The organism is Methylocapsa aurea, from assembly GCF_000746085.1.
In the GTDB taxonomy this organism is placed as follows: Bacteria; Pseudomonadota; Alphaproteobacteria; order Rhizobiales; family Beijerinckiaceae; genus Methylocapsa; species Methylocapsa aurea.
Window position 1 is genome coordinate 120,414 of sequence record NZ_JQKO01000011.1, and the last position, 18,991, is coordinate 139,404.

General features: G+C 62.5%; 18 protein-coding genes. 5 read left to right on the forward strand and 13 right to left on the reverse strand.

The genetic code is table 11. From position 1 onward, the window contains the following. Nucleotides 1–46: 46 nt before the first annotated feature. Both DL86_RS09195 and DL86_RS09200 read right to left on the reverse strand, forming a co-directional pair. On the reverse strand, nucleotides 47–475 hold the full coding sequence (locus DL86_RS09195; protein ID WP_036260546.1) for a SufE family protein: 429 nt from the start codon (nucleotides 473–475) through the stop codon (nucleotides 47–49). Nucleotides 476–702: 227 nt separating this feature from the next. Next, nucleotides 703–987, reverse strand: coding sequence for a hypothetical protein (locus tag DL86_RS09200; RefSeq protein ID WP_036260548.1), 285 nt, complete (start codon nucleotides 985–987; stop codon nucleotides 703–705). A gap of 414 nt (nucleotides 988–1,401) precedes the next feature. On the opposite strand from DL86_RS09200, the gene DL86_RS09205 reads away from it, so the two are divergent. Continuing rightward, on the forward strand, nucleotides 1,402–3,243 hold the full coding sequence (locus DL86_RS09205; RefSeq protein ID WP_162180414.1) for a PAS domain-containing sensor histidine kinase: 1,842 nt from the start codon (nucleotides 1,402–1,404) through the stop codon (nucleotides 3,241–3,243). Beyond that, complete coding sequence (locus DL86_RS09210; protein ID WP_036260549.1) at nucleotides 3,236–3,916, forward strand: peptidoglycan-binding domain-containing protein; 681 nt, start codon at nucleotides 3,236–3,238, stop codon at nucleotides 3,914–3,916. The genes DL86_RS09205 and DL86_RS09210 overlap by 8 nt, the downstream gene beginning before the upstream one ends. A gap of 229 nt (nucleotides 3,917–4,145) precedes the next feature. Here the strand turns inward: DL86_RS09210 and DL86_RS09215 are convergent, their stop codons facing one another. Further along, nucleotides 4,146–5,684 (reverse strand): helicase HerA-like domain-containing protein, encoded by a 1,539-nt coding sequence (locus DL86_RS09215; protein ID WP_036260551.1) that lies wholly within the window; start codon nucleotides 5,682–5,684, stop codon nucleotides 4,146–4,148. 219 nt (nucleotides 5,685–5,903) lie between these two features. Here DL86_RS09215 and DL86_RS09220 point away from each other — a divergent pair, with 219 nt between their 5' ends. After that, entirely contained in the window at nucleotides 5,904–6,281 is a 378-nt protein-coding gene (locus tag DL86_RS09220) for a DUF2267 domain-containing protein (RefSeq protein ID WP_036260640.1), read from the forward strand. A 697-nt stretch (nucleotides 6,282–6,978) separates the two neighbouring features. Then, a complete protein-coding gene (locus tag DL86_RS19770) occupies nucleotides 6,979–7,200 on the forward strand; it encodes a hypothetical protein (RefSeq protein ID WP_156964554.1) in 222 nt (73 codons plus the stop codon). A 123-nt stretch (nucleotides 7,201–7,323) separates the two neighbouring features. On the opposite strand, the gene DL86_RS09230 is transcribed toward DL86_RS19770, so the two are convergent. The 3 genes from DL86_RS09230 to DL86_RS09240 form a co-directional block, all read right to left on the reverse strand. Next, nucleotides 7,324–7,908: a DUF1254 domain-containing protein gene (locus DL86_RS09230; RefSeq protein ID WP_051953062.1), complete on the reverse strand. Its 585-nt coding sequence runs from the start codon at nucleotides 7,906–7,908 to the stop codon at nucleotides 7,324–7,326. Next, a complete protein-coding gene (locus DL86_RS09235) occupies nucleotides 7,905–8,483 on the reverse strand; it encodes a DUF1214 domain-containing protein (RefSeq protein ID WP_036260557.1) in 579 nt (192 codons plus the stop codon). The genes DL86_RS09230 and DL86_RS09235 overlap by 4 nt, the downstream gene beginning before the upstream one ends. Before the next feature lie 73 nt (nucleotides 8,484–8,556). Beyond that, nucleotides 8,557–10,785 (reverse strand): transglycosylase domain-containing protein, encoded by a 2,229-nt coding sequence (locus DL86_RS09240; protein ID WP_051953064.1) that lies wholly within the window; start codon nucleotides 10,783–10,785, stop codon nucleotides 8,557–8,559. A gap of 361 nt (nucleotides 10,786–11,146) precedes the next feature. On the opposite strand from DL86_RS09240, the gene DL86_RS09245 reads away from it, so the two are divergent. Next, entirely contained in the window at nucleotides 11,147–12,733 is a 1,587-nt protein-coding gene (locus DL86_RS09245; RefSeq protein ID WP_051953066.1) for a class I SAM-dependent methyltransferase, read from the forward strand. Here DL86_RS09245 and DL86_RS09250 read toward each other — a convergent pair. The 7 genes from DL86_RS09250 to DL86_RS09280 form a co-directional block, all read right to left on the reverse strand. After that, nucleotides 12,679–13,662: an NAD(P)-dependent oxidoreductase gene (locus DL86_RS09250; RefSeq protein ID WP_036260558.1), complete on the reverse strand. Its 984-nt coding sequence runs from the start codon at nucleotides 13,660–13,662 to the stop codon at nucleotides 12,679–12,681. The two genes, DL86_RS09245 and DL86_RS09250, sit on opposite strands and share 55 nt — an antisense overlap. Nucleotides 13,663–13,732: 70 nt before the next feature. Continuing rightward, entirely contained in the window at nucleotides 13,733–14,752 is a 1,020-nt protein-coding gene (locus DL86_RS09255) for an isopenicillin N synthase family dioxygenase (protein WP_036260646.1), read from the reverse strand. 68 nt (nucleotides 14,753–14,820) lie between these two features. Next, complete coding sequence (locus DL86_RS09260) at nucleotides 14,821–15,276, reverse strand: Lrp/AsnC family transcriptional regulator (protein WP_036260560.1); 456 nt, start codon at nucleotides 15,274–15,276, stop codon at nucleotides 14,821–14,823. A 184-nt stretch (nucleotides 15,277–15,460) separates the two neighbouring features. Further along, on the reverse strand, nucleotides 15,461–15,994 hold the full coding sequence (locus DL86_RS09265; protein WP_051953091.1) for a YcgN family cysteine cluster protein: 534 nt from the start codon (nucleotides 15,992–15,994) through the stop codon (nucleotides 15,461–15,463). A 321-nt stretch (nucleotides 15,995–16,315) separates the two neighbouring features. Further along, complete coding sequence (locus DL86_RS09270; protein WP_245276317.1) at nucleotides 16,316–17,470, reverse strand: glycosyltransferase family 2 protein; 1,155 nt, start codon at nucleotides 17,468–17,470, stop codon at nucleotides 16,316–16,318. Between the two features lie 278 nt (nucleotides 17,471–17,748). Next, the gene (locus DL86_RS09275) at nucleotides 17,749–18,510 is read right to left on the reverse strand and encodes a glycerophosphodiester phosphodiesterase family protein (RefSeq protein WP_051953068.1); all 762 of its coding nucleotides are present in this window, start codon (nucleotides 18,508–18,510) and stop codon (nucleotides 17,749–17,751) included. Then, nucleotides 18,510–18,983, reverse strand: a complete 474-nt coding sequence (locus DL86_RS09280; RefSeq protein ID WP_036260563.1) for a RidA family protein — start codon at nucleotides 18,981–18,983, stop codon at nucleotides 18,510–18,512. Before DL86_RS09280 ends, DL86_RS09275 begins: the two co-directional genes overlap by 1 nt. Between the last annotated feature and the right edge of the window lie 8 nt (nucleotides 18,984–18,991).

Below are 18,991 nucleotides of genomic sequence, written 5' to 3' on the forward strand. Positions count from 1 at the left end.
ACCCGAAGTCCCCCTTCGCCCTTAAATTGGACAAGGGGTCGCCGCGTCAGGCGTGCGCGGCGACGGCGGCGCGGGCGTCTGTCTTGATCCGTTCGACCATGGAGCGCACGCCATTGGAGCGCTGCGGCGTCAAATGCGCCGAAAGTCCGAGGCTCTGGAACAGATCCTGGGCGTCCGTTGTCAGGATCGTGGCGGCGGGCTGGCCGGAATAGAGGGCCAGCACGAGAGCGACAAGCCCGCGCACGATATGGGCGTCGCTGTCCCCCTTCAGATTGAGGACCGGGCTTCCTGCATCGCCCGCCGCAATGCGGGTTTCCAGCCAAACCTGGCTGGCGCATCCAAGAACCTTGTTCGCATCATTATGCGCGGCCTCGTCCAGCGGCTCGAGCATGCGGCCAAGTTCGATCAGATAGCGGTAGCGGTCTTCCCACTCGTCGAGATAGTTGAAGTTCTCAATGATGTCGTCGAGGTTCATAGCTGTCCGAAGGGCAAAGAGGTTGATCTGTCTTTATAGCGGCGCGGCGCGCGCGGAGCTATCAAAAACGCTCCCCTCGCGAGGCGCGCCCAGCGCCATGCATTTTTCCGACCAGCGCCAAATTGGGCCTTTGCAGCGACGCGCCGCCGCCCCCTCAAAGCGGGTGCTGGTTTAGAGACGCGCTTTAATTCTAATGTGTTGAAACGCGCTCTGATCGAAAAAGTCGATTACCGAACATGCTCCAGACGGTCGAGCGGAGCCTTGAGCGGGCCTTCGCGCTTGTCGCCCGCGATTTGGCTCAGGCGGGCCGCCGCCTCCAAACAAGCCGCCGGCGCCTCGAAACAGGCCTTGCCGATCCCTGCGCGGGCGTTGACGAGCGTCCGGGTCAGGATTTCCTGCGTCTTGGGAAGATTTGTGGCCGCCGATGAAATCTGCTGCGGGACATCGTCCGGCCAAGACATGGAGGCGAAGACAATCGTCAACCAGAAGGCGGAGCGAATCAGAAAAAGCATCGATCAGTCTCGGATGGGACTCTGGATGCCTTTTTACGCGCCCTTTATTAAGATCCGCCGCAATCGACGGCCCGAAACCGGTCAATAAAGATCGCTGTTCGCCCAGTCGCGGCTAAATCGCAACGATTTCTATACCATGGCGCCATTTGCCCGCTTCGGGCGCCTGCGATTTCGTGCTTTTGGCGCGGATCCGAGGGGCCAGGGCCGGCACCGCTTAGGGCCGCCTTAATATGCGTCTGGCACGCTCCTCCTTGTCAAATGGGCTGCTGGAGCTGGCGCGCTTCCCGAGCAGATCGACTGATCCGCTCGCAACGGAAATGTCCGGATCCAAGAAATAGAGCATGTTCCGATCGCTTAACCTCGATCGCGTTACTCAAAGAACATGCTTTGGCGCAGCGCAGCGCGGAGAGGGTTTTGGGTTATTCTCTGAGCCTCGAAGGCCAGATCGCCAATTTGGTCCATCCGGACGCCTTGACGCGTCCGATCGAGCGGGCGCGCCAGGAGAGCTTCATCCTGCGCCGGCTGGCGAGTTCGCTCGCGGCGGCGGCGGCGGCGCCCCTCTACCTTGCTTTGCATGGCGCGCCGACCCTTCTTGAGGCGCTGGTCTTCGTCTGGCTGATCGCGCCGCTTGGCGCCATCGCCTTTCTCTCCGCCACGGGCCGGCTGCTTGCGGCCGAGGCAATCTCCACCTTCGCCCTCATTGCGGCGGGATTGACGGCCGCTTGCGGTGCGGGCGCTGCGGACCAGACTGCGCTCGCCTGGCTGGTTCTCGCGCCGCTCGACAGCATTTTCACCCTGAACGCTGTCCTTGTCGGCCTTAGCGGCGGCTTCGCCATCCTGGCCGTTCTCGCGCTCGCCGCGGCTGACGCCCTCGGGTTTTCCGGCGCCCCGGCGGGCATGGCCAGCGCCGCTTTTTTCGTCGCTCCGGCGCTTGCCTATGCCACGGCGGCGGCAATAGGCTTTGTCAGGCTTCAAGTCAGGCGCTCGTCGGCGGAGCAGCTCCAGGCCGAGCGCTTCCGCGTCCTGATTGAGACGGTCGGCGAGCTTGTCGTCACCCATGATCGGTCAGGCGCGGTGACCTCGCTCAGCCGGAATTGCCAGAGCCTGTTCGGCCTGCCGCCGGGGGAGCTGATGGGGCGCGGCTTCTTCGAACATGTTCATGTCGCCGACAGGCCCGCCTTTCTCAAGGCCATTGCCGACGCCAGCCACGGCGCCGCACCGGTCCATACGACCTTGCGTCTGCGCACGTCCGCGCTGGTCGATCGGGGAGCTTACGCCGAGCCGGTCTTTCTGTGGCTGGACATGCGCGCGAGCCGCTGGAGCGAAGACGCAAACGCCCAGCGCCGGGGGAGGCCGGGCGAGGGCGCGATCGCCATTTTTCGCGACGTCACCAAAGCCAAGCTGCGCCAGGACGAGCTTGAAGCCGCCCGCGCGAGCGCGGAGGACGCGAGCCTTTCCAAAGATCATTTCCTCGCCAATATGAGCCATGAACTGCGCACGCCGCTGAATTCGATCATCGGATTTTCAGAAATCCTCAGCGACGCTCAACTGGCCCCAAGCGACCCCGCCAAACAACGCGAATACGCCGCGATCATCCATCAATCCGGGCAGCATCTTCTCGCCGTCGTCAATTCGATTCTCGACCTGTCGAAGATTCGGTCGGGCTCTTTCGATCTCCTGCCCGAACCTTTTTCGATCGGACCGCTGATCGATCGCTGCTGTGAAATGGTCCAGCTCGAGGCCAAAGAGGCCGGCGTCGAGCTGCAGCGCGCCTATCCCGAAGGGCTTGAGGACATCATCGGCGACAAGCGGGCCTTCAAGCAGATCTTGATCAACCTGCTTTCGAATGCGGTTAAATTTACCCCCGCCAAGGGCAGCGTCAGCATCGGCGCGCGACTGGAGGGAAATTCGCTTTTGATCCTTGTCGCCGACACAGGCATCGGCATCAACGCCCGCGATCTGGCGCGGCTCGGCGATCCTTTCTTTCAAGTCAAAGCCTCGCTTGACCGTCCATTCGAGGGAACAGGCCTTGGCCTTTCGATCGTGAGCGGCCTTGTTGGCCTTCAAGGGGGCGCCATCGCGCTCGCCAGCGAGCCGGACAAGGGGACCTGCGTTCTGGTCCGTCTGCCGGTCGACTGCCGGCGCTCCATCGACAAGATGCGCGCCTCGGTCAAGATCGAAACGATCCCGCGCTATTGCAGAGGCGAAGACGAGCGCGACCTATTCCAGCAAATGATGGTGAAGAAAATTGCGTGAAGCTCTGGCTGCCGCCGATCATGATTTCGTTCTGGCCGAACCGGCTTCGAAATCGAAGCGATTGAGAGACAAGATAACCGCGGTGAAGCGGCGCGGCTCAGGCCGCTCGGCGCGGCGAACCCGGCGCTACGCCATTTGGTTCGCAGGAGCCCTTGCCGTCGCGGCCATCTGCGGCATTCTGGTCAATGCGCTGACCTTGCAAAAGACTCGTCATCCGGCGCCTCTTTTCGGGCGCACGGTCCCGGCTCCGCGCGTGAAGGAGCCATCGATCGCCGAGACGGCCCGCGCTCCGGCGCAACGCTCCGCGCCAAAGGCGGCGCCCGCCAATCCTGCGGCCGACAAACCAGTCGAGCGCGCTCCGCATCCGGCGCTCCCAGCCGCGCCGGGCGAGGCTGCGGAGCCGCGCCAGCACGACCCGATTTCTCAATTGTTGAAGACGCCGGCTCACGAGCCCGCCGCCAAGACATCGGCTGAGCCGAGCAAAGCGGTGATGGCGGCGCAGCGGGCGCTCATCAAATTGGGCTATGTGCTGAAGGCCGATGGCGTGGCGGGAGCGGCGACGCGGCAGGCCATCGAACGCTATGAGCGCGACCATAAATTGCCGGTGCGCGGCGAACTCACGCCGGCCTTGATGAGGCAATTGAGCGCCGCGTCGGGCGTTCCGGTCAACTAGAGCATGATGCCGAAAAGTGGAAACCGGTTTTCGGGCGACATCATGCTCTAACTCTTTGATGAGAGGGGGATTCAAACTTTTGATGGAACCGCGCTGCGATTCCATCAAAAGTCATCCGGCTCTAGAGCATTTTCGAGCGAAGTGGATACCGGCTCGCGTCAAGAAAATGCGATGGAATAGGAAATTAGAGTTGCTTTCCAATTCCGCTGAATCGGAAAGGGCTCGAAGGCTATTTCGACCGGCCGCCAAGAAGGCCTCGCACGATAGCGTGCGCGATCTGGGTTCCAGCCGAACGCGCGGCGGACTGGACCGCCGAACGAACGATGAGTTCTCCGGTCGACATGCGTTGCCGCTTGCCCCCCGGAGAACTGCCGAAAAGTCCGCCGATGGCCCCGGCGAGCGAACCAAGAAATCCGCCCGCCGCGTGCTGTTCGGATGTGGCGTCTGGAGGAGTCGCGGCGGTTCGATCGAGCCGGTTGCCGTCCTCTTGCAAATCCTCGAAGGCCGACTTCCTGTCGATCGTCGCCTTATATTTGGCGGAAAATCCGCTTGCCCGCATCAGCGCCTGGCGTTCCTCGATGCTGATCGGCCCGACCCGCGCTGAAGGCGGCGCGATCAGCGCCCGCGCGACGATTTCAGGCGTCCCTTTGGCGTCAAGCATCGAGACCAGGGCTTCGCCAACGCCCAGCTGGGTAATGACCGCAGCCGTCTCGAACGCAGGATTCTGACGGAATGTGTCGGCTGCGGCGCGAACCGCTTTCTGATCGCGCGGCGTGAAGGCGCGCAGCGCGTGCTGCACCCGATTGCCGAGTTGTCCTAGCACGGCGTCGGGCACGTCAAGCGGATTTTGCGTGACAAAAAAGACGCCGACGCCCTTCGAGCGGATCAGGCGGACGACCTGCTCGACTGCGGTGAGGAGGCTCTTGGGAGCCTTGTTGAATAGCAGATGCGCCTCGTCGAAGAAGAAAACGAGTTTGGGCTTGTCGAGATCGCCGACCTCGGGCAATTGCTCGAACAATTCCGATAGCATCCACAAGAGGAACGTCGCGTAGAGACGCGGCGAGCGCATCAATTTGTCGGCGCAAAGCAAGTTGACGGCGCCGCGCCCATCGGGGCCGATGCGCAGGAAGTCGTTGATGTCGAGCGCCGGCTCGCCGAAAAACGCCGCCGCGCCCTGATTTTCGAGCACCAGCAATTGGCGCTGGATCGCGCCAATCGTCGCCGGCGCGACATTGCCATAGGTCTTGGTCAGGGCCGATGCATTTTCGCCGAGGTGCTGCAGGATTGCGCGCAGATCCTTGAGATCGAGAAGAAGAAGCCCGGCTTCGTCGGCGATCTTGAAGGCGATGTTGAGGACGCCTTCCTGAATCTCGTTGAGCTCGAGAAGGCTGGCGAGAAGCAAGGGCCCCATATCCGATATGGTCGCGCGGATCGGGCAGCCCTGCTGGCCGAAAAGATCCCAAAAGACGACCGGAAAATGGTCAGGCGCATAGGCGATCCCGATATCCTCGGCCCGTTTGATGAAATGCGGCTTCGATTCGCCGGGCATCGCGATTCCGGCGAGGTCCCCTTTGACATCGGCGGCAAAAACCGCCGTCCCTGCGCGTGAAAACCCTTCTGCGAGAAGCTGCAGCGTCACGGTCTTGCCGGTTCCGGTCGCGCCGGCGATGAGGCCATGGCGGTTGCCGAGCGCCAGAAGGAGGTGCTCGTATCGATCGCCCTTGCCGACGAGAATGCGGCCAGGAGCCTGTGCGGGGTCATCGGCCATCCGGCTTTCCTTAGCTCTTGGGAACCACAAAAGGACAAAAGCCATTATGGGACGACGTGCGATCGCCTCGCCAGCAGATTTTTCGCAACGGAGCGCGCCTTGATTTTCTCCCAGCCAAGGTGGCAAGTGCGGGAGTCGCTGGGGCGTTTCAAGGCGAAGCGGACTCCGATGCGGGTGAACGGCGATAGGACGAAGACGCGGAGCATGAAAGAGGCTCAAATGGATGAATTGATTGCGCGCATCGCTGCCGCCTCGGGCAGCGAGCCGGAGGTCGCCAGAAAGGCGGTCGGGGTCATTCTTGACTTTCTTCGCAAGGAAGGGCCGCAAGCCGAGGTCGACGAATTATTTGCAAGCGTTCCCGGTGCGGCGGAGGCGGCGGCGACCGCTGCGGACAGCAGCGGCGCGCTGAGCGGCCTCGCCGGCATGATGGGAGGCGGCCTCATGGGACTCGCCGCTCGGCTTACCGCGCTTGGCCTCGGCATGGGCCAGATGCAGGCGACTGGCAAAGAGGTCTTCGCCTTTGTTCGCGAAAAGGCTGGCGACGAGCGCGTTGGCCAAGTCGCCGCGGCGATTCCTGGCCTTAGCCAGTTTCTTTAAAGTCTACAGCATCTTCGCGCGAAGTGGAAACCGGTTCGCGTTAAGAAAATGCGATAAAACAAGGACCTAGAGCATGATGCCGAAAAGTGGAAACCGGTTTTCGGACGACATCATGCTCTAACTCTTTGAGAAGAGGCGGATTCAGACTTTGGACGAGATCGCCTTGCGATTCCGTCCAAAATCATCCGGCTCTAGCGCTGCTTTCTGATTCCGCCGAAGCCGAAGGCGCTCTAGGGCCATTTTGAGCGGGATCGAACTGCCGGCTGTCCGTCTGTTTTGGCGTAGGATTTTTCGCAAGAGGGCTGCAACTTCTCTTCCCGATTGATGCATTTGGAGGTGCGAGGCCCGAAAGAGTCGCGTCGTCGTCCCGGCCCATTCGCAACCAAGGGCGGCGCCTATGTGTTTCATAGGCGCCGCCGTTCAGGAAGGTGCGATTGATCACATTCGAAAGGCGCCGAACGTGCAATCTATCATGCGATCTGTGAGCGCTTCGTGGACCAAAGTTCGCAATCCGCCCGCGTCACGGACGGAGATTTGGCTGCCGGTTGCGCGTTGGGGAAATCCTTGATGCTTTTGTTGGGATTTTTCATTGGGTTCTGAAACTTTATCAAGGCGCGCGCGGTAGATTTTGATGTCTGCGGACGAATTGGGCCTGGCCCTCTGTCGGCGGCAAAATGGATGTTTGGAGGCGAGGCCAATGGGCGAACTCATAGCTTTCAAAGTAGCGAAAGGCGCCCCGCGCCCGAGTCCGGGGCCGATCCAGCCCGCGACAATCCTCTTTTTCAACGGCGTCTGGCGCGAACGCGCGATTGATCCCAGCAAGGCATCGAAACGCGCGGGCAGGACGGCGGACAAAGCCTCCGGCAAGAGCCCAGGCAAGTCGCGCTCTGGCCGCGCCAAGGATACGATTTCCAAGTAGATTTGAGCGAGGCGCGAAAGTAAACGACAATCGCATCGCCGTGATGCGATCATGCTCCTGCCCGGAGGCCGCGCCCGGCCGGGGCCGACGCTTTCGAGCGTCCTGAGATGCGACCGAGGAGCGCTACTCCTGGGGCGCTTCCTCCGCCTCGCAAGAAATGGCTTTGATCCGCTCCTCGGCCTCCGCCCTTTCGCTTGGGAGGGAAGCCAATGCGCTGATAAAGATAATTCCTTGGCGGGTTGGGGAGAGAAGCCGCAATTCCTGGGGCGGCTCGTCTTCATCGTCGGCTTCAGCCTCGAGCGTTTCGAGTTGCTCCGGACTGAGAAGCAGAACGTCGATCTTGCCATGTTGGGCCCCCCGGTCTGTCATCGAATAGAAGACCTGGCCCGCAGGCGTGCGAAACGAAAGCGTGAGCAGCCGGTCGGCGTCGACGTCGCCATGGAGACGCAGGGCGCGTTGAGAAAGATCGAACAGGCAGACGCCCTGCGCCAAGGCGGGATCCTCGAAGGGCATGTTTTGCGCGCCCGGGCGCGGGCTTGGCAGCAGGGTCAGGCTGGCCGGCTTCGCCAGCTTCGAAAGCCGCCCGAACGCATCATTCGCTTCGAGGCCGGGCAGGGTGAAAATCGCGACCAGATGGACGATTCCCGCCACGAAAACAACGCCAAGCAGCCAGAGCAGGCCGGCGAGGAAGCGATCGAGCCAGCTCATCGGCAAGCGCCTTTGACGAGTCTTGGGAGGTTCGTCGCGTCGAGCGCAACCGTGGCCGCGCTGAGTTCGGTGTCGTAGAGACGTAGGACAAGGATGAATTTGCCGTCCTCGCCGATCGGCAGCCAATTGCCCGGTCGCGCATGGCGCGAGAGCGCGATCTCGAATCCGCCATCCGACCCGCGCAGGATCTGGCTCGACGTAAAGCCGTGCCGTTGCGCCGCGTTGGCGACGAGAAAACCCGCCGGGGACAGCAAAGTCAGGGTCCAGTAACGGGCCTTCGGCGGCTGGCCGGTCAGCGTGTAGTCACAGTCCGGGTCGAGCGCCGCGCCGGTGCTGTCGCGGCGGGCGACGAAGCTTAGTCCTTCCGATGCGCCCAAGGCCATTTCGCCCGAATGCGCGAGCATGGCGCGCGCGTAAGGGTCGACGTCGCCGGCGCCAATCTTTGGATAGGCCACCCAAGGACCCGCCTTGACGGCGCTAAAGCCGGTTCCGCGCTGGATCGTCACGAAGGTCAAGGCCAGTCCAAGAACGGAGCCTATGGCGCCGACTAGAAGGAATTTGAAGAAAGTCGCCACGCTCGCTCGCAATTTGCTTCAGGGGCGCCGCATAGCGTCCATGATTGCTCACGGACAGCGGCAACGGCAAAGCTCAGCCCCCACCGCCCGCGCCTTTGCCCCGCCCGACAGCGTTGTCGCGGCCCTTGGCGCCTTCGTCAATGGGACGCGATACGAGGCCGGCCTCCTGGCGTTGTTTTTCGCTGGCTTTCATCGCGGCTTCGATCCCGCCTAGGACTTCGACCGCGCGCACGGATAATGTGGCGGGGCGCCGATGCGCGCCGTCCGTGGCGGCGCTGGATCCGGCCGCCAAAGGTTCAGCGGCCGCGGCGACCGGGGTCGGCCGGCCGGGCAAAGGCTTCAGTTCGATGCCCTGATGGGCATAGGCCATGACTTCGTGCCAGGTCGCTGCGGGGAGGCTGCCGCCGGTCATGTTTTTCATCGAGGTGTCGTCGTCATTGCCGAACCAGATCGCCCCAACATAGTTTCCCGTGAAGCCGATGAACCAGGCGTCCTTGTAGCCATTCGTCGTCCCCGTCTTCCCGGCGACGTCGATATTGTCGAGTTGGGCCTTTCGAGCGGTGCCGGCGAGGACCACCTGCATCAGCATCGAGTCCATCGTGGCGATCGTGTCGGCCTCGATGATCCGGCGCGGCGGCGGGGCGTCGCGATCATGCCGGTAGATCACCTCGCCGCGGCTGTTGGCGATCTCGACCGCCGAATAAGGCGGCGCGCGCAGGCCGCCATTGGCGAAGGTGCAATAGGCCGAAGCCATATCTACCACGGTGACTTCGGCGGCGCCGATCGGCAAGGAGACCGTATCGACCAAAGGCGTCGTCAGCCCCATCCGCCGCGCCGTGTCGATGATCTTGGCGCGGCCCGCTTTCGGACTGCCGTCGCCTATCGCGATCGACAATCGGACCGCGACAGTGTTCAGCGACCGGGCCAAGGCGTTGACCAGCGGCAGGGAGCCGGCATAGGAGCCGCCGTAATTATGCGGGCACCAATTGCCGATGCAGATCGGCGCATCGACGACGATGGTCGTGGGCTTGAACTTGCCGGTCATCAGCGCGGTCAGATAGACGAAAGGCTTGAACGATGAGCCCGGCTGGCGCAGGGCGTCGGTGGCGCGGTTGAACTGGCTCGCGCCATAGTCGCGGCCGCCAACCATCGCCCGCAGCGCGCCGAGCGGTTCGACGACCACCATAGCGCTTTGGCTCGCGTGATAGCCCTTCCCATATTGGCGCAATTGATCCTCGATGGTCGCGTCGGCGTGCTTTTGCAGGCCGGCGTCGAGGGCGGTGCGCACCGTGAGCACGCGATCGTCGCCGAGCTTCTTCGCCTCGGCGAGTTTTTTCACTTCATCATAGGCGTAATCAAGATACCAATCGGGACTGGCGTCGCGGTTGCGATCGACCGCCGTCGCCGGATTGCGGAGCGCGGCGTAGATCTGCCCCTCGGTCAGGTAGCCGGCGTCGACCATATTGTTCAAGACGTCGTTGGCCCTGGCTCTGGCGGCGGGCAGATTGACATGCGGCGCATATTTCGTCGGGGCCTTGAAGAGTCCGGCCATCATGGCGGCCTCGGCGAGCGAGAGGTCGCGCACCGACTTGCCGAAGTAGAATTCGGCGGCGGCTTGCACGCCGAAGGCGCCGCCGCCGAGATAGGCGCGATCGAGATAAAGCCGCAAGATCTCGCGCTTGGGTAGGCGGAATTCCAGCCAGACCGCGAGATAGGCCTCCTTGATTTTCCGCTCCAAGGTCCGCTTGTTCGACAGAAACAGGTTTTTCGCCAATTGCTGGGTGATCGAGGAGCCGCCCTGGACGACGGTGTTCGCCCGCGCATTGACGGTCAGGGCGCGCATCGTGCCGATCACGTCAATGCCGAAATGTTCGAAGAAACGCCGATCCTCCGTCGCTAGGACCGCCTGGATCAGATGTTCGGGCAATTGATCGAAGGAGACTGAATCGTCGTGCTTGATGCCGCGCTGCCCAACCTCCTGGCCATAGCGGTCGAGAAAGGTCACCGAGAGGTCCTGCTGCTTCAGCCAATCGTCCGAGGTTTCCAGGAAGGCGGGACCCGCCAGGACGAGGGCGACGAGGCCGACGCCGATCCCGATCGTCATTGTTTCGCAGGCGAGTTCATTGAGGACGCGCCGCCAGCCAGCGATATGGAACCGGTCCATGAAGGCGGAAAAGGCGGCGTAGTTTTCGCGCGCGCTTTGTCCGCTGGCGTAGAGCTGCGAATCGACATAGGCGTCGAAGGCGAGCAGCCCCCGCGCGATTTTCCGGCCAAGACGCGACGATCGCAGACCATCGAACAAAGTTTGAGGCTCCCAAACTGACCGACGCGGGAGGTCGGAAGTGCTTCAGTATAGAACATTTTCAAGGTCAGGCGAACGGCGCGCTAACCCTTCGACTCTGAGCGGCTCCTTTTCGATCCCCTGAGTCCATCTGATCGGGAAGCGCTCCAGTGCGCCGATCCGTCCGGCTGTCTCGTCTAATCGATAAAAGCCCACTCCAGATCAATATGTTGAGCCAATCCCGCCGCGCAAGGCCGGGGCTTTTCGGAAACGGCCCCTGAAGCACCCGCCAGCCCGCCGCCAGCTTGATCGGGGAGAGTATGCGGAAGGCCTCGGAACGCCGGCGCGCCCCTCGAGCCTCGAATTTTGGAAAGGCTATTTCATGACGGACTGGACCGCTGGCTACGTCACCGAAGTCGGCTGCGGCGCGGGCTATTTCCGCGCCCTTGCGCCGCAAAATCTGGCGCTGGCGGCTTTGGCCAAAGGCGTCGCCGCGCCGGGGCTCGATGGCGGTCCGCTTCGCGTGCTGGAGCTTGGATGCGGGCAGGGATTTTCGGCCAATGTCATCGCCGCCGCCAATCCGCATATTGAATATGCGGCAATCGATTTCAACCCGGGACATATCGCCAGCGCAAAAGCGTTGGCCCGCGCCGGCGGCGTCGACAATGTCCATTTCAGCGAAGCCTCGTTCGAGGAATTCGCCGCCGATCCCGGCGCCGGCGAATTCGACTTTATAACTCTGCACGGAATCTACAGCTGGGTGTCGGCGGAGAGTCGGGCCCAGATTGTGCAGATCGCGCGCGAGAAGCTTCGTCCGGGCGGGATTTTATATCTTTCGTATAATTGTCACCCTGGCTGGGCGCCGTCGATTCCAATCCAGCGCCTTTTCGCCGATATCGCGGCGGGGGCGCCGCAGGAGCCGATCGACGTTCGGATCGATCAATTCTTCAAAATATTCAAGCTTCTTGGCGATATGGGCGCGCGCTGCCTTAATGCGAATCCCGGCGTCATCGAGCGCTTCAGACAGATGGAGACTCTGCCGCGCAATTATCTTGCGCATGAATTTCTTAACGCGAACTGGACGATTTTTCACTCCGCCGACGTCAGCCGGGAGCTTGCGCAAGCCAAGCTGCAGTTTGTCGGCTCAGCCCAAATCGCCGATCATCTTGATCCCTTGAACCTTACCGACCGGCAGCAGTACATCTTGAATCAGGTCAAGGACCCCATCCGCAAGGAATCGCTGCGGGACCTCATCGTCAACCAGGATTTCAGGAGCGACATCTATATCAAGGGCGCCTTTCAGCCCGTCGAGAACGCCTGGGACCTCTGGCGGGATCTGCGCTTCGCGCTGACGGCCCGCGCCCAGGATATTCCGCTGACAGTCAAGGGAACGCTGGCGGAAGCCGCCCTCGCGCCGGAAACCTACGGGCCGCTCCTCGATCGCCTCGACGCCGGCCCTGCGAGCGTGGGACAGCTCCTCGCCGAGCCGCGCATCGCAGCCATGGGCTGGGCCAATTTGCGCCAGCACCTTCTGGTTCTTGTCGCGCAGAAGACCTGTCAGATCGCTTTGCCCGCGCATGGAGAGAGGGAGCGGGAGAAGGCGACGGACGCGTTCAATCGCGCCGTCCTGCTCCGCGCGCGGCTGGGCGCGCATTTTGAATTCCTGGCTTCGCCGGTCACAGGAGCTGGGGTCGCGGTCGACCGGATCGGACAGCTCGCTTTGCTGGCGATGCGGGAGGGGATCGAGGATCGGTTAAGTTTTGTCGAAGGCTTCCTGAAGGACGCGCCGGGGAGCGCTGGCGCGCCCGCCTGCGCGCCGGAGCGCGCGGCCATAGAGGCTCAGCTCGAAAGCTTCGATGCGAAAACGCTACCTGTCCTTCGGCGTTTGAAGATCGCCGAGACGTCGCGCCAAACTCAATATCCGCGCGCTGGATCGACAATATCTTCAATCGGCTCGCGGCGCGCGTAGCGATCGAGATTGGCGAATATCTTTTCGACCAGCCGATCGGTGGCCTTAACGTCGCCCCAGGAAATGTGCGGCGTCAGCCGGACCTTTGGGTGCGCATAAAAACGATGCCCTTCAGGCGGCGGTTCGGGATCGGTCACGTCGAGGCTGGCGGCGCCGATGCGGCCTTGATCGAGAGCCGCCAGCAAAGCCTCCTGATCAATGAGGGGGCCGCGCGCCACATTGATGACATGCAGCGTGTTTTTTGCGTGGGTCAAGGCGGCTGCATCGAGGATATGATGGGTTTGCGGCGTCAGCGGCAAGACCAGAACCAGATGATCCGCCTCGGCGACGAGGGAGGCGAAATCCGATGCGGGCTCGACATTGGCGTCGAGCGGGCCGGAGCCGCGCCGCAACGCGACGATCCGCACGCCGAACGGCTGCGCCCGGACCGCGATCGCCCGCCCGATCGCCCCATAGCCCGCAAGGCCGAGGCAACGCCCCTGGAGGGAGCCAAGCGGCCGCATTTTCCATTGCGAGGGGCTATGTATGCGGATGGCGTCGAAATCCTTTTCGTAGGCGAGGATCGTCGCCAATACGAATTCCGAGACCGGAATGGCGGCGACCCCGCGCGCGCAAGCGGCGATTGCGCCCTCGAACAGCCATGAGGGGTAGGGATCGACGCCGGCCGTGATCACTTGAATGAAGTGCAGGCCGAAGGGCCAGCCCGGCGGTGGGCTTTGTCCCGCCCCATTCCAGGCGGAGGGCTGGGTGACGAGAACGTCGGCATGCGGCGGGATCGCCCAGGCCGGCGCGTCTTTGGGATGTTCGAGTATTTGCGGACGGGACCAATGCGCGGCCAAGCGCTCGCCGAGCTTGCGGCCGCCCTGATTGACGATGACGGGGGTGCGAACCGGTTCGGCCGCGCCGGAACGCTCGGGAGAATCGATCATGGCTTCTCTTTAAATTTCGCCTTCTCCAAGCGATAGCGAAATTTAACCTGCAACGCCAATCGATCTGAGCCTAACTGACTTCGATCAGGCCGCCATAATGGCGTTGGGCGACGTCGGGATGCGACCGCAGCCGCCCCTTGAGATAATTCTCTCCGGCATGCCGGAAAAGCGGATTGGCGGGATCGCTCGAGGGGCCGCGCGCCTCGCCGGCCAGCGCTGGGGGAAGCGCCAGCAAAGGCGTTGTCGAATCATGCCCTGCGCCTAGGAAGAAGGCGGCGGAAAGCCGCTCCGCGCCGGGAGGCGGGGCGACGACGCGATGCACGGTGGCGCGCAAATACCCGTTCGAGGCCAGCTCCAAGAGCTCGCCGATATTGACGACGAATGTGTCTTGCCGCGGCTCCGCCTTGATCCATTGGCCGTCCGCCGCCTCGACCTCGAGGCCGTCCTGGCGATCCTGGAGCACAAAAGTGAGAAAGCCGCTGTCCTTGTGCGGGCCCACGCCCTGGTCGGTCGAGCTCGCGTCGCGGCCTGGATAGCGGATGATCTTGATATGCTGGTTGGGCGCGTCCCGATAGGTCGGCTCAAAAACGTCGGGGCTTTGCTCAAGGCTTTGCGCGAAAGCGTGCAGCAACCGGACTGCGACCTTGGTCAGCGCGCTTTGCCAGGCAAGCAGCGCCGGGCGCAGCTCGGGCAGGGCCGCCGGCCATTGATTGGGGCCTTGCAGGCGCATCCAGGCCGGAGCGCCGGGTCGCCAAACCGCCTCGCGCTCGGAGTTGATGTCGAACTGCTCGCGCCAATCGGCGCGCCCGCGCGTGATCTCCGCGCCGGCCCTGGCATAGCCGCGAAAATGCGGCGAATGGATCATCTCGACCGCCTGTTTCGCCTTCTCCGGAAGGGCAAAGAACCGGCGCGCGATGCTGAGAATCTCGGCGTTCTGCTCGGCTTCCACGCCGTGCCCGGCCAGATAGAAAAATCCGACGTCGCGCGCGGCCGACCGCAAATCGGCGAGAAATCCGGCGCGTTCGTCGGCGTCCTCAAGCCGGCGAAGGTCGAGGAGCGGCAGGGAGGAGTATTGCGGCGCTCGCGTCATGGCCATTCCAAGCCCATGTTTCCCAATCCAGGATCGCCGAAGTCTCGTCCCTCGACAAGCGGCGACAATCAGGTCGCGATCGGAAGGGCGGTTTCCGACTTGATGCTTTCGAGAGCGAAACGCGACGTCACATTCTTAAGCGGCATCATCTCGATCAATCGCTTGTAAAAGGCGTCGAACGCCGATGTGTCGGGAGCGACGACGCGCAAGACATAATCGACATCGCCGGCCATCCGATAGAAATCCAGCACTTCCTCCATCGCCGAGACCTCGGCGGCGAAGCGCGCCAAAGCCTTGCCGGAATGGTCGCCGACCTGGATCGAGACGAAAACCGTGATTCCGAGTCCGACTTTCGCCGGATCGAGCAAAGCGATGCGGCGCTTGATCACGCCGGAGGCTTCAAGCCGCTGCAGCCGCTTCCAACAGGGCGTTTGTGAAAGTCCGACTTGCGTCGCGATTTCATAGATCGACAGCGACGCGTCTTTCTGCACGATGCGCAAAATCCGCCGGTCAATCGCGTCCATGATTCTCATTGAGCTCATCGTCAAACAGTCGCTAGTTAGACTATAAGAATTATAGAGCTTATTGATATCCGGATTGCAAGCGCGGATTGCGCAGGGGCGTCGGCTCCGCCTTGGGTCAGTGTGCGAACCGGGGGAAGCGGCAGGCAATAGCCTCCGAATCGGATGGGCGACCGATTGGGGCGCCTTACTCTGGGGCGGGCTCCGCGCGCCGTCGCGGTTTCTCCGCGCCGGAGCCTCGAGTCTTCGCCGGCCTCGGGGCCTGCCCGGGCCAGGAGACGATGTAATCAGGATAATCCGCGAGCTGGACCTCTGTCTCCGAGAGCGCGACGCGGCCGCGCACGGAAACGCCCGCCTCATGCACCGTGGAAGCCGAGCCGGAGACCAGCGGGTGCCACCAGGCGAGGTCGCGTCCCTCGGCGATCAGCCGATAGGCGCAAGAGCGGGGCAGCCATTTCAGCGACCGCACCGCCGCCGGAGTCAACTTGACGCAATCATGCACTTTGCGCCGCCGTTGCCCATAATCGGCGCAGCGGCAGGTTTCCGCCGAAAACAGCTTGCAGGCGATATCCGTATAATGGATTTGGCCGGTGTCCTCGTCTTCCAATTTGACGAGGCAACAGCGCCCGCACCCGTCGCAAAGGCTTTCCCATTCGGCCTGACTCAAGGCCTCAAGCGGCTTTTGCTTCCAAAATGGCGTTTCGGCAGCCGCCTTGGAGATCCCGACGGCTTTGGTGTTCGCGGCTTTGGCGCCTTTGGATTTGGGGCTTGCGGCGGACTTTGGCTTCGCGGATCTCGGGCTCGCCGCTTTGGGTTTGGCAGGAGCGGCGCTTGCATTTCGAGATGAGGACGAAGGCATCGGCTGGGCGCGCCCCTGGTTGAAAGCAGCGCCCCGCACTTGCGCTCTCCTAAGGCGGTCGTCAAGGGGCCGGTCGGGGACCGAGAGCGCTTTCAGTTTCGGCGGAATCAAAAAGCAGCTCTAGGTCTTTGTTTTGTCGCATTTTCTTAACGCGAACCAGTATCCACTTCGCTCGAAAATGCTCTAGCCGGTCGGTGAAACCTGACGCGAGCGCCAAATCAGCTTCCAGGGAACGCCGCTCTGAAACATCAAGGCCCTGGTTTGCCAGACGCCGAGCACCGCCGCGACCATGCCGAAGCGCGCGATGAGCTGGTCGGCGACGCGAGAGCGGCTCAGCCATCGCGGCGCATCGACGCCGGGGTTCGAGCAATCGGTCCGCCGCAGGAGCCGGGCGTAATCGAACCGGGTCCAGCCTCGGTCCACGAACCGCGCCGCATGTTCGATCAAATGGTCGATCAGAATGGCTTTCGCTTGCGCGTTGCTGTCGCCGGCGCCGCCGGGTTCGTAGCAGAGCACGTGGTTCAATTGCGGGCGCCGCGAAAACATATTGCCGCCGTGGAGGCGATAGACCGCGACCGCGTCATCGATCAGGACGCTGCCGCTGACGGCGTTGATTCCGAGGCAGAAGTAAAGATCGGTCCCGGTGCGGAGGCTGGCCAAGGCGGGATTGTCCGAAAACAGGGAAAGCGCATCGCGGCGAAAACAATTGCCCGACGTGGGCGCCCAGACCCACTCATTGGTCATCGGCGCGACGAAGCGGATTTTTTCCAGAACCGAACGGTCAAAAGCCTCGCCGGGCCAAGAACCGCAAACTTGACGATAGGGCCGCGTTGCATTGGACTTCTTTCCGGTCTCGGTCTGCATGATCCGATTGAAAGCGTTCTCGGTTCCAAGAACCACCTGGTCGTCGAGCGCCTGGAGCATGTCGCCGGAGGTGAAGCCAACGTGGATGCGAAGCGAGAGATGCACGAAAATATGCGTCTCAATGCAGTGGGGGAGCAGGAAATCGTCGGCGTCGACAAAGATGACATAGGGTCCGCTGGATGCGGCGAGACCCTCCAGCGTCGCCAGCGTTTGACCGCCATTCTCGGCGCGCCGGATGATCCTAACGCCCTTGCGATCGCGCTCGATCGCGCGCAGGACGGCATCGCTCTCGTCGGTCGAGGCGTTGTCGACGATGACGCATTCGATATTCGGATAGGTCTGCGCGAATATCGAGTCTACCGCGGCCCGAAGGAAGCGTCCGTAGTTGAAATTGACGACAATGACGCTCACCAAGGGCGGGCGAAAGGCGTCTTCCGCGGCGTCGATGTCCAAGCCCGAAATATTGGTCGCCATGCGCCGTTCATCCATCGCTTAAATCTCGGTTCTCGGCATAGCCGGCCAGCGTCAGTGGGTTAGAACGCAATCCCGGAGGATGGCTCCTTGAGCAAGACCTGCACTAAAGCGGAGAAATAGAGCGCAAATTTGTTTTTGCTAAAGGCGTCATGGCTTAATCTGGATCGCATGATCCGATGCGCCCGGAATCGAAGACGTTTCGCGCCCCTTAGGCCCAATCAGGAACTGTTTCGGAAGCCGTTTGTGAAACAGCGAAGGGGGTGCGCAATAAGATTGGCTCAAGGCTCGAAACCCTCGAAAATAATTTGATCGGCCCATGGCGCCGCGTAGGCTCCGTCGGCCTCCGACCGAACCGTCCAGGTCATGACCGGCATGCCAATCCCGCTCCGGCAGAGCTGTGGGACCGCATGCGGCAAATCGCTCACATGCCAGGACAGAAAATCCGGCAGGATTCTCGGGTAATCGCGGAGATCGGTCAGGCGGGCGCGCATCTGTGGCGTGAGTTCGGGCCAGTCGGCCTCGCCATAGCTGGCCTCCGCGACGAGACCGAGAGGGCAGGCGACGCCAGCGGCGCGGATATGGGCGAGGATCAAGGGATCAAAGCTTTTGAGGCAAACCGGACCGCGATAATCCGCCACGACGGCGATGGCGCGTTCGGCGAGGCGCTGATCGCCGTCGAACCGGCTCTTGACCTCGATGATGAGCGGGGCGCGTCCATCGACAAAGGCCAGAAACGCCGGCAGGGTCGCAATCGACTGGTCGCTGTCTTTGTAGGCGAACGCCGCGATTTCGCGGGCGCTATAGGCGTCGAGGCGGCCTTGTGCGCGCATCAGGCGGTCGAGCGTGAAATCGTGAAACACCATGGCTTCGCCGTCCTTGGCGCGCTGGATGTCGCATTCGATGGCGTAGCCTTTGGCGATCGCCGCCGCCGCCGCCGCGGGCGTGTTTTCAACCAATCCCCGCGCCTTCGAATGAAGGCCGCGATGGGCGATCGGCCGCGCGGTCAGCCAATCGGGCGCGGCGATCATGTGCCGCGGCATCAGATGGCGATTTCGAACAGGGCTTCGACCTCCACGACGCTATCGAATGGCAATTCGGCGACTCCCACGGTGGATCTTGCATGGCGTCCCTTGTCGCCGAGAACCTCAACCATGAAATCGGAGGCCCCGTTCATCACCGGGGCGATCGCCGAGAACCCCGGCGCCGTGTTGATGAAGCCGCCGAGCCGGATGCAGCGCGAAATCTTGTCGAGATCGCCCAAGGCGGCCTTCGCTTGCGCAAGAATATTGATTGCGCAATTGCGCGCCGCCGCGCGTCCCGCTTCGCTCGAAACCTGCGCGCCGAGCTTGCCGACATGGGCGGGATCGAGTTTGCCGTCCAGGCCGAAGGCGAGCTGGCCGGAAATGACAAGGAGAGCGCCCGTCGCTACAAAAGGAACGTAATTGGCGACCGGCGCGGCGGGGATCGGAAGCGATACGCCCAAAGCAGCCAATCTTTCTTCGGTCTTGCTCATAGATGAGA

What these genes read in the sequence shown, in the direction of transcription:
- DL86_RS09195 (WP_036260546.1), bottom strand. Translation starts at nt 475, where the DNA reads ATGAACCTCGACGACATCATTGAGAACTTCAACTATCTCGACGAGTGG.
- DL86_RS09200 (WP_036260548.1), bottom strand. Translation starts at nt 987, where the DNA reads ATGCTTTTTCTGATTCGCTCCGCCTTCTGGTTGACGATTGTCTTCGCC.
- DL86_RS09215 (WP_036260551.1), bottom strand. Translation starts at nt 5,684, where the DNA reads ATGGCCGATGACCCCGCACAGGCTCCTGGCCGCATTCTCGTCGGCAAG.
- DL86_RS09220 (WP_036260640.1), top strand. Translation starts at nt 5,904, where the DNA reads ATGGATGAATTGATTGCGCGCATCGCTGCCGCCTCGGGCAGCGAGCCG.
- DL86_RS19770 (WP_156964554.1), top strand. Translation starts at nt 6,979, where the DNA reads ATGGGCGAACTCATAGCTTTCAAAGTAGCGAAAGGCGCCCCGCGCCCG.
- DL86_RS09230 (WP_051953062.1), bottom strand. Translation starts at nt 7,908, where the DNA reads ATGAGCTGGCTCGATCGCTTCCTCGCCGGCCTGCTCTGGCTGCTTGGC.
- DL86_RS09245 (WP_051953066.1), top strand. Translation starts at nt 11,147, where the DNA reads ATGACGGACTGGACCGCTGGCTACGTCACCGAAGTCGGCTGCGGCGCG.
- DL86_RS09250 (WP_036260558.1), bottom strand. Translation starts at nt 13,662, where the DNA reads ATGATCGATTCTCCCGAGCGTTCCGGCGCGGCCGAACCGGTTCGCACC.
- DL86_RS09255 (WP_036260646.1), bottom strand. Translation starts at nt 14,752, where the DNA reads ATGACGCGAGCGCCGCAATACTCCTCCCTGCCGCTCCTCGACCTTCGC.
- DL86_RS09260 (WP_036260560.1), bottom strand. Translation starts at nt 15,276, where the DNA reads ATGGACGCGATTGACCGGCGGATTTTGCGCATCGTGCAGAAAGACGCG.
- DL86_RS09270 (WP_245276317.1), bottom strand. Translation starts at nt 17,470, where the DNA reads ATGGCGACCAATATTTCGGGCTTGGACATCGACGCCGCGGAAGACGCC.
- DL86_RS09275 (WP_051953068.1), bottom strand. Translation starts at nt 18,510, where the DNA reads ATGCCGCGGCACATGATCGCCGCGCCCGATTGGCTGACCGCGCGGCCG.
- DL86_RS09280 (WP_036260563.1), bottom strand. Translation starts at nt 18,983, where the DNA reads ATGAGCAAGACCGAAGAAAGATTGGCTGCTTTGGGCGTATCGCTTCCG.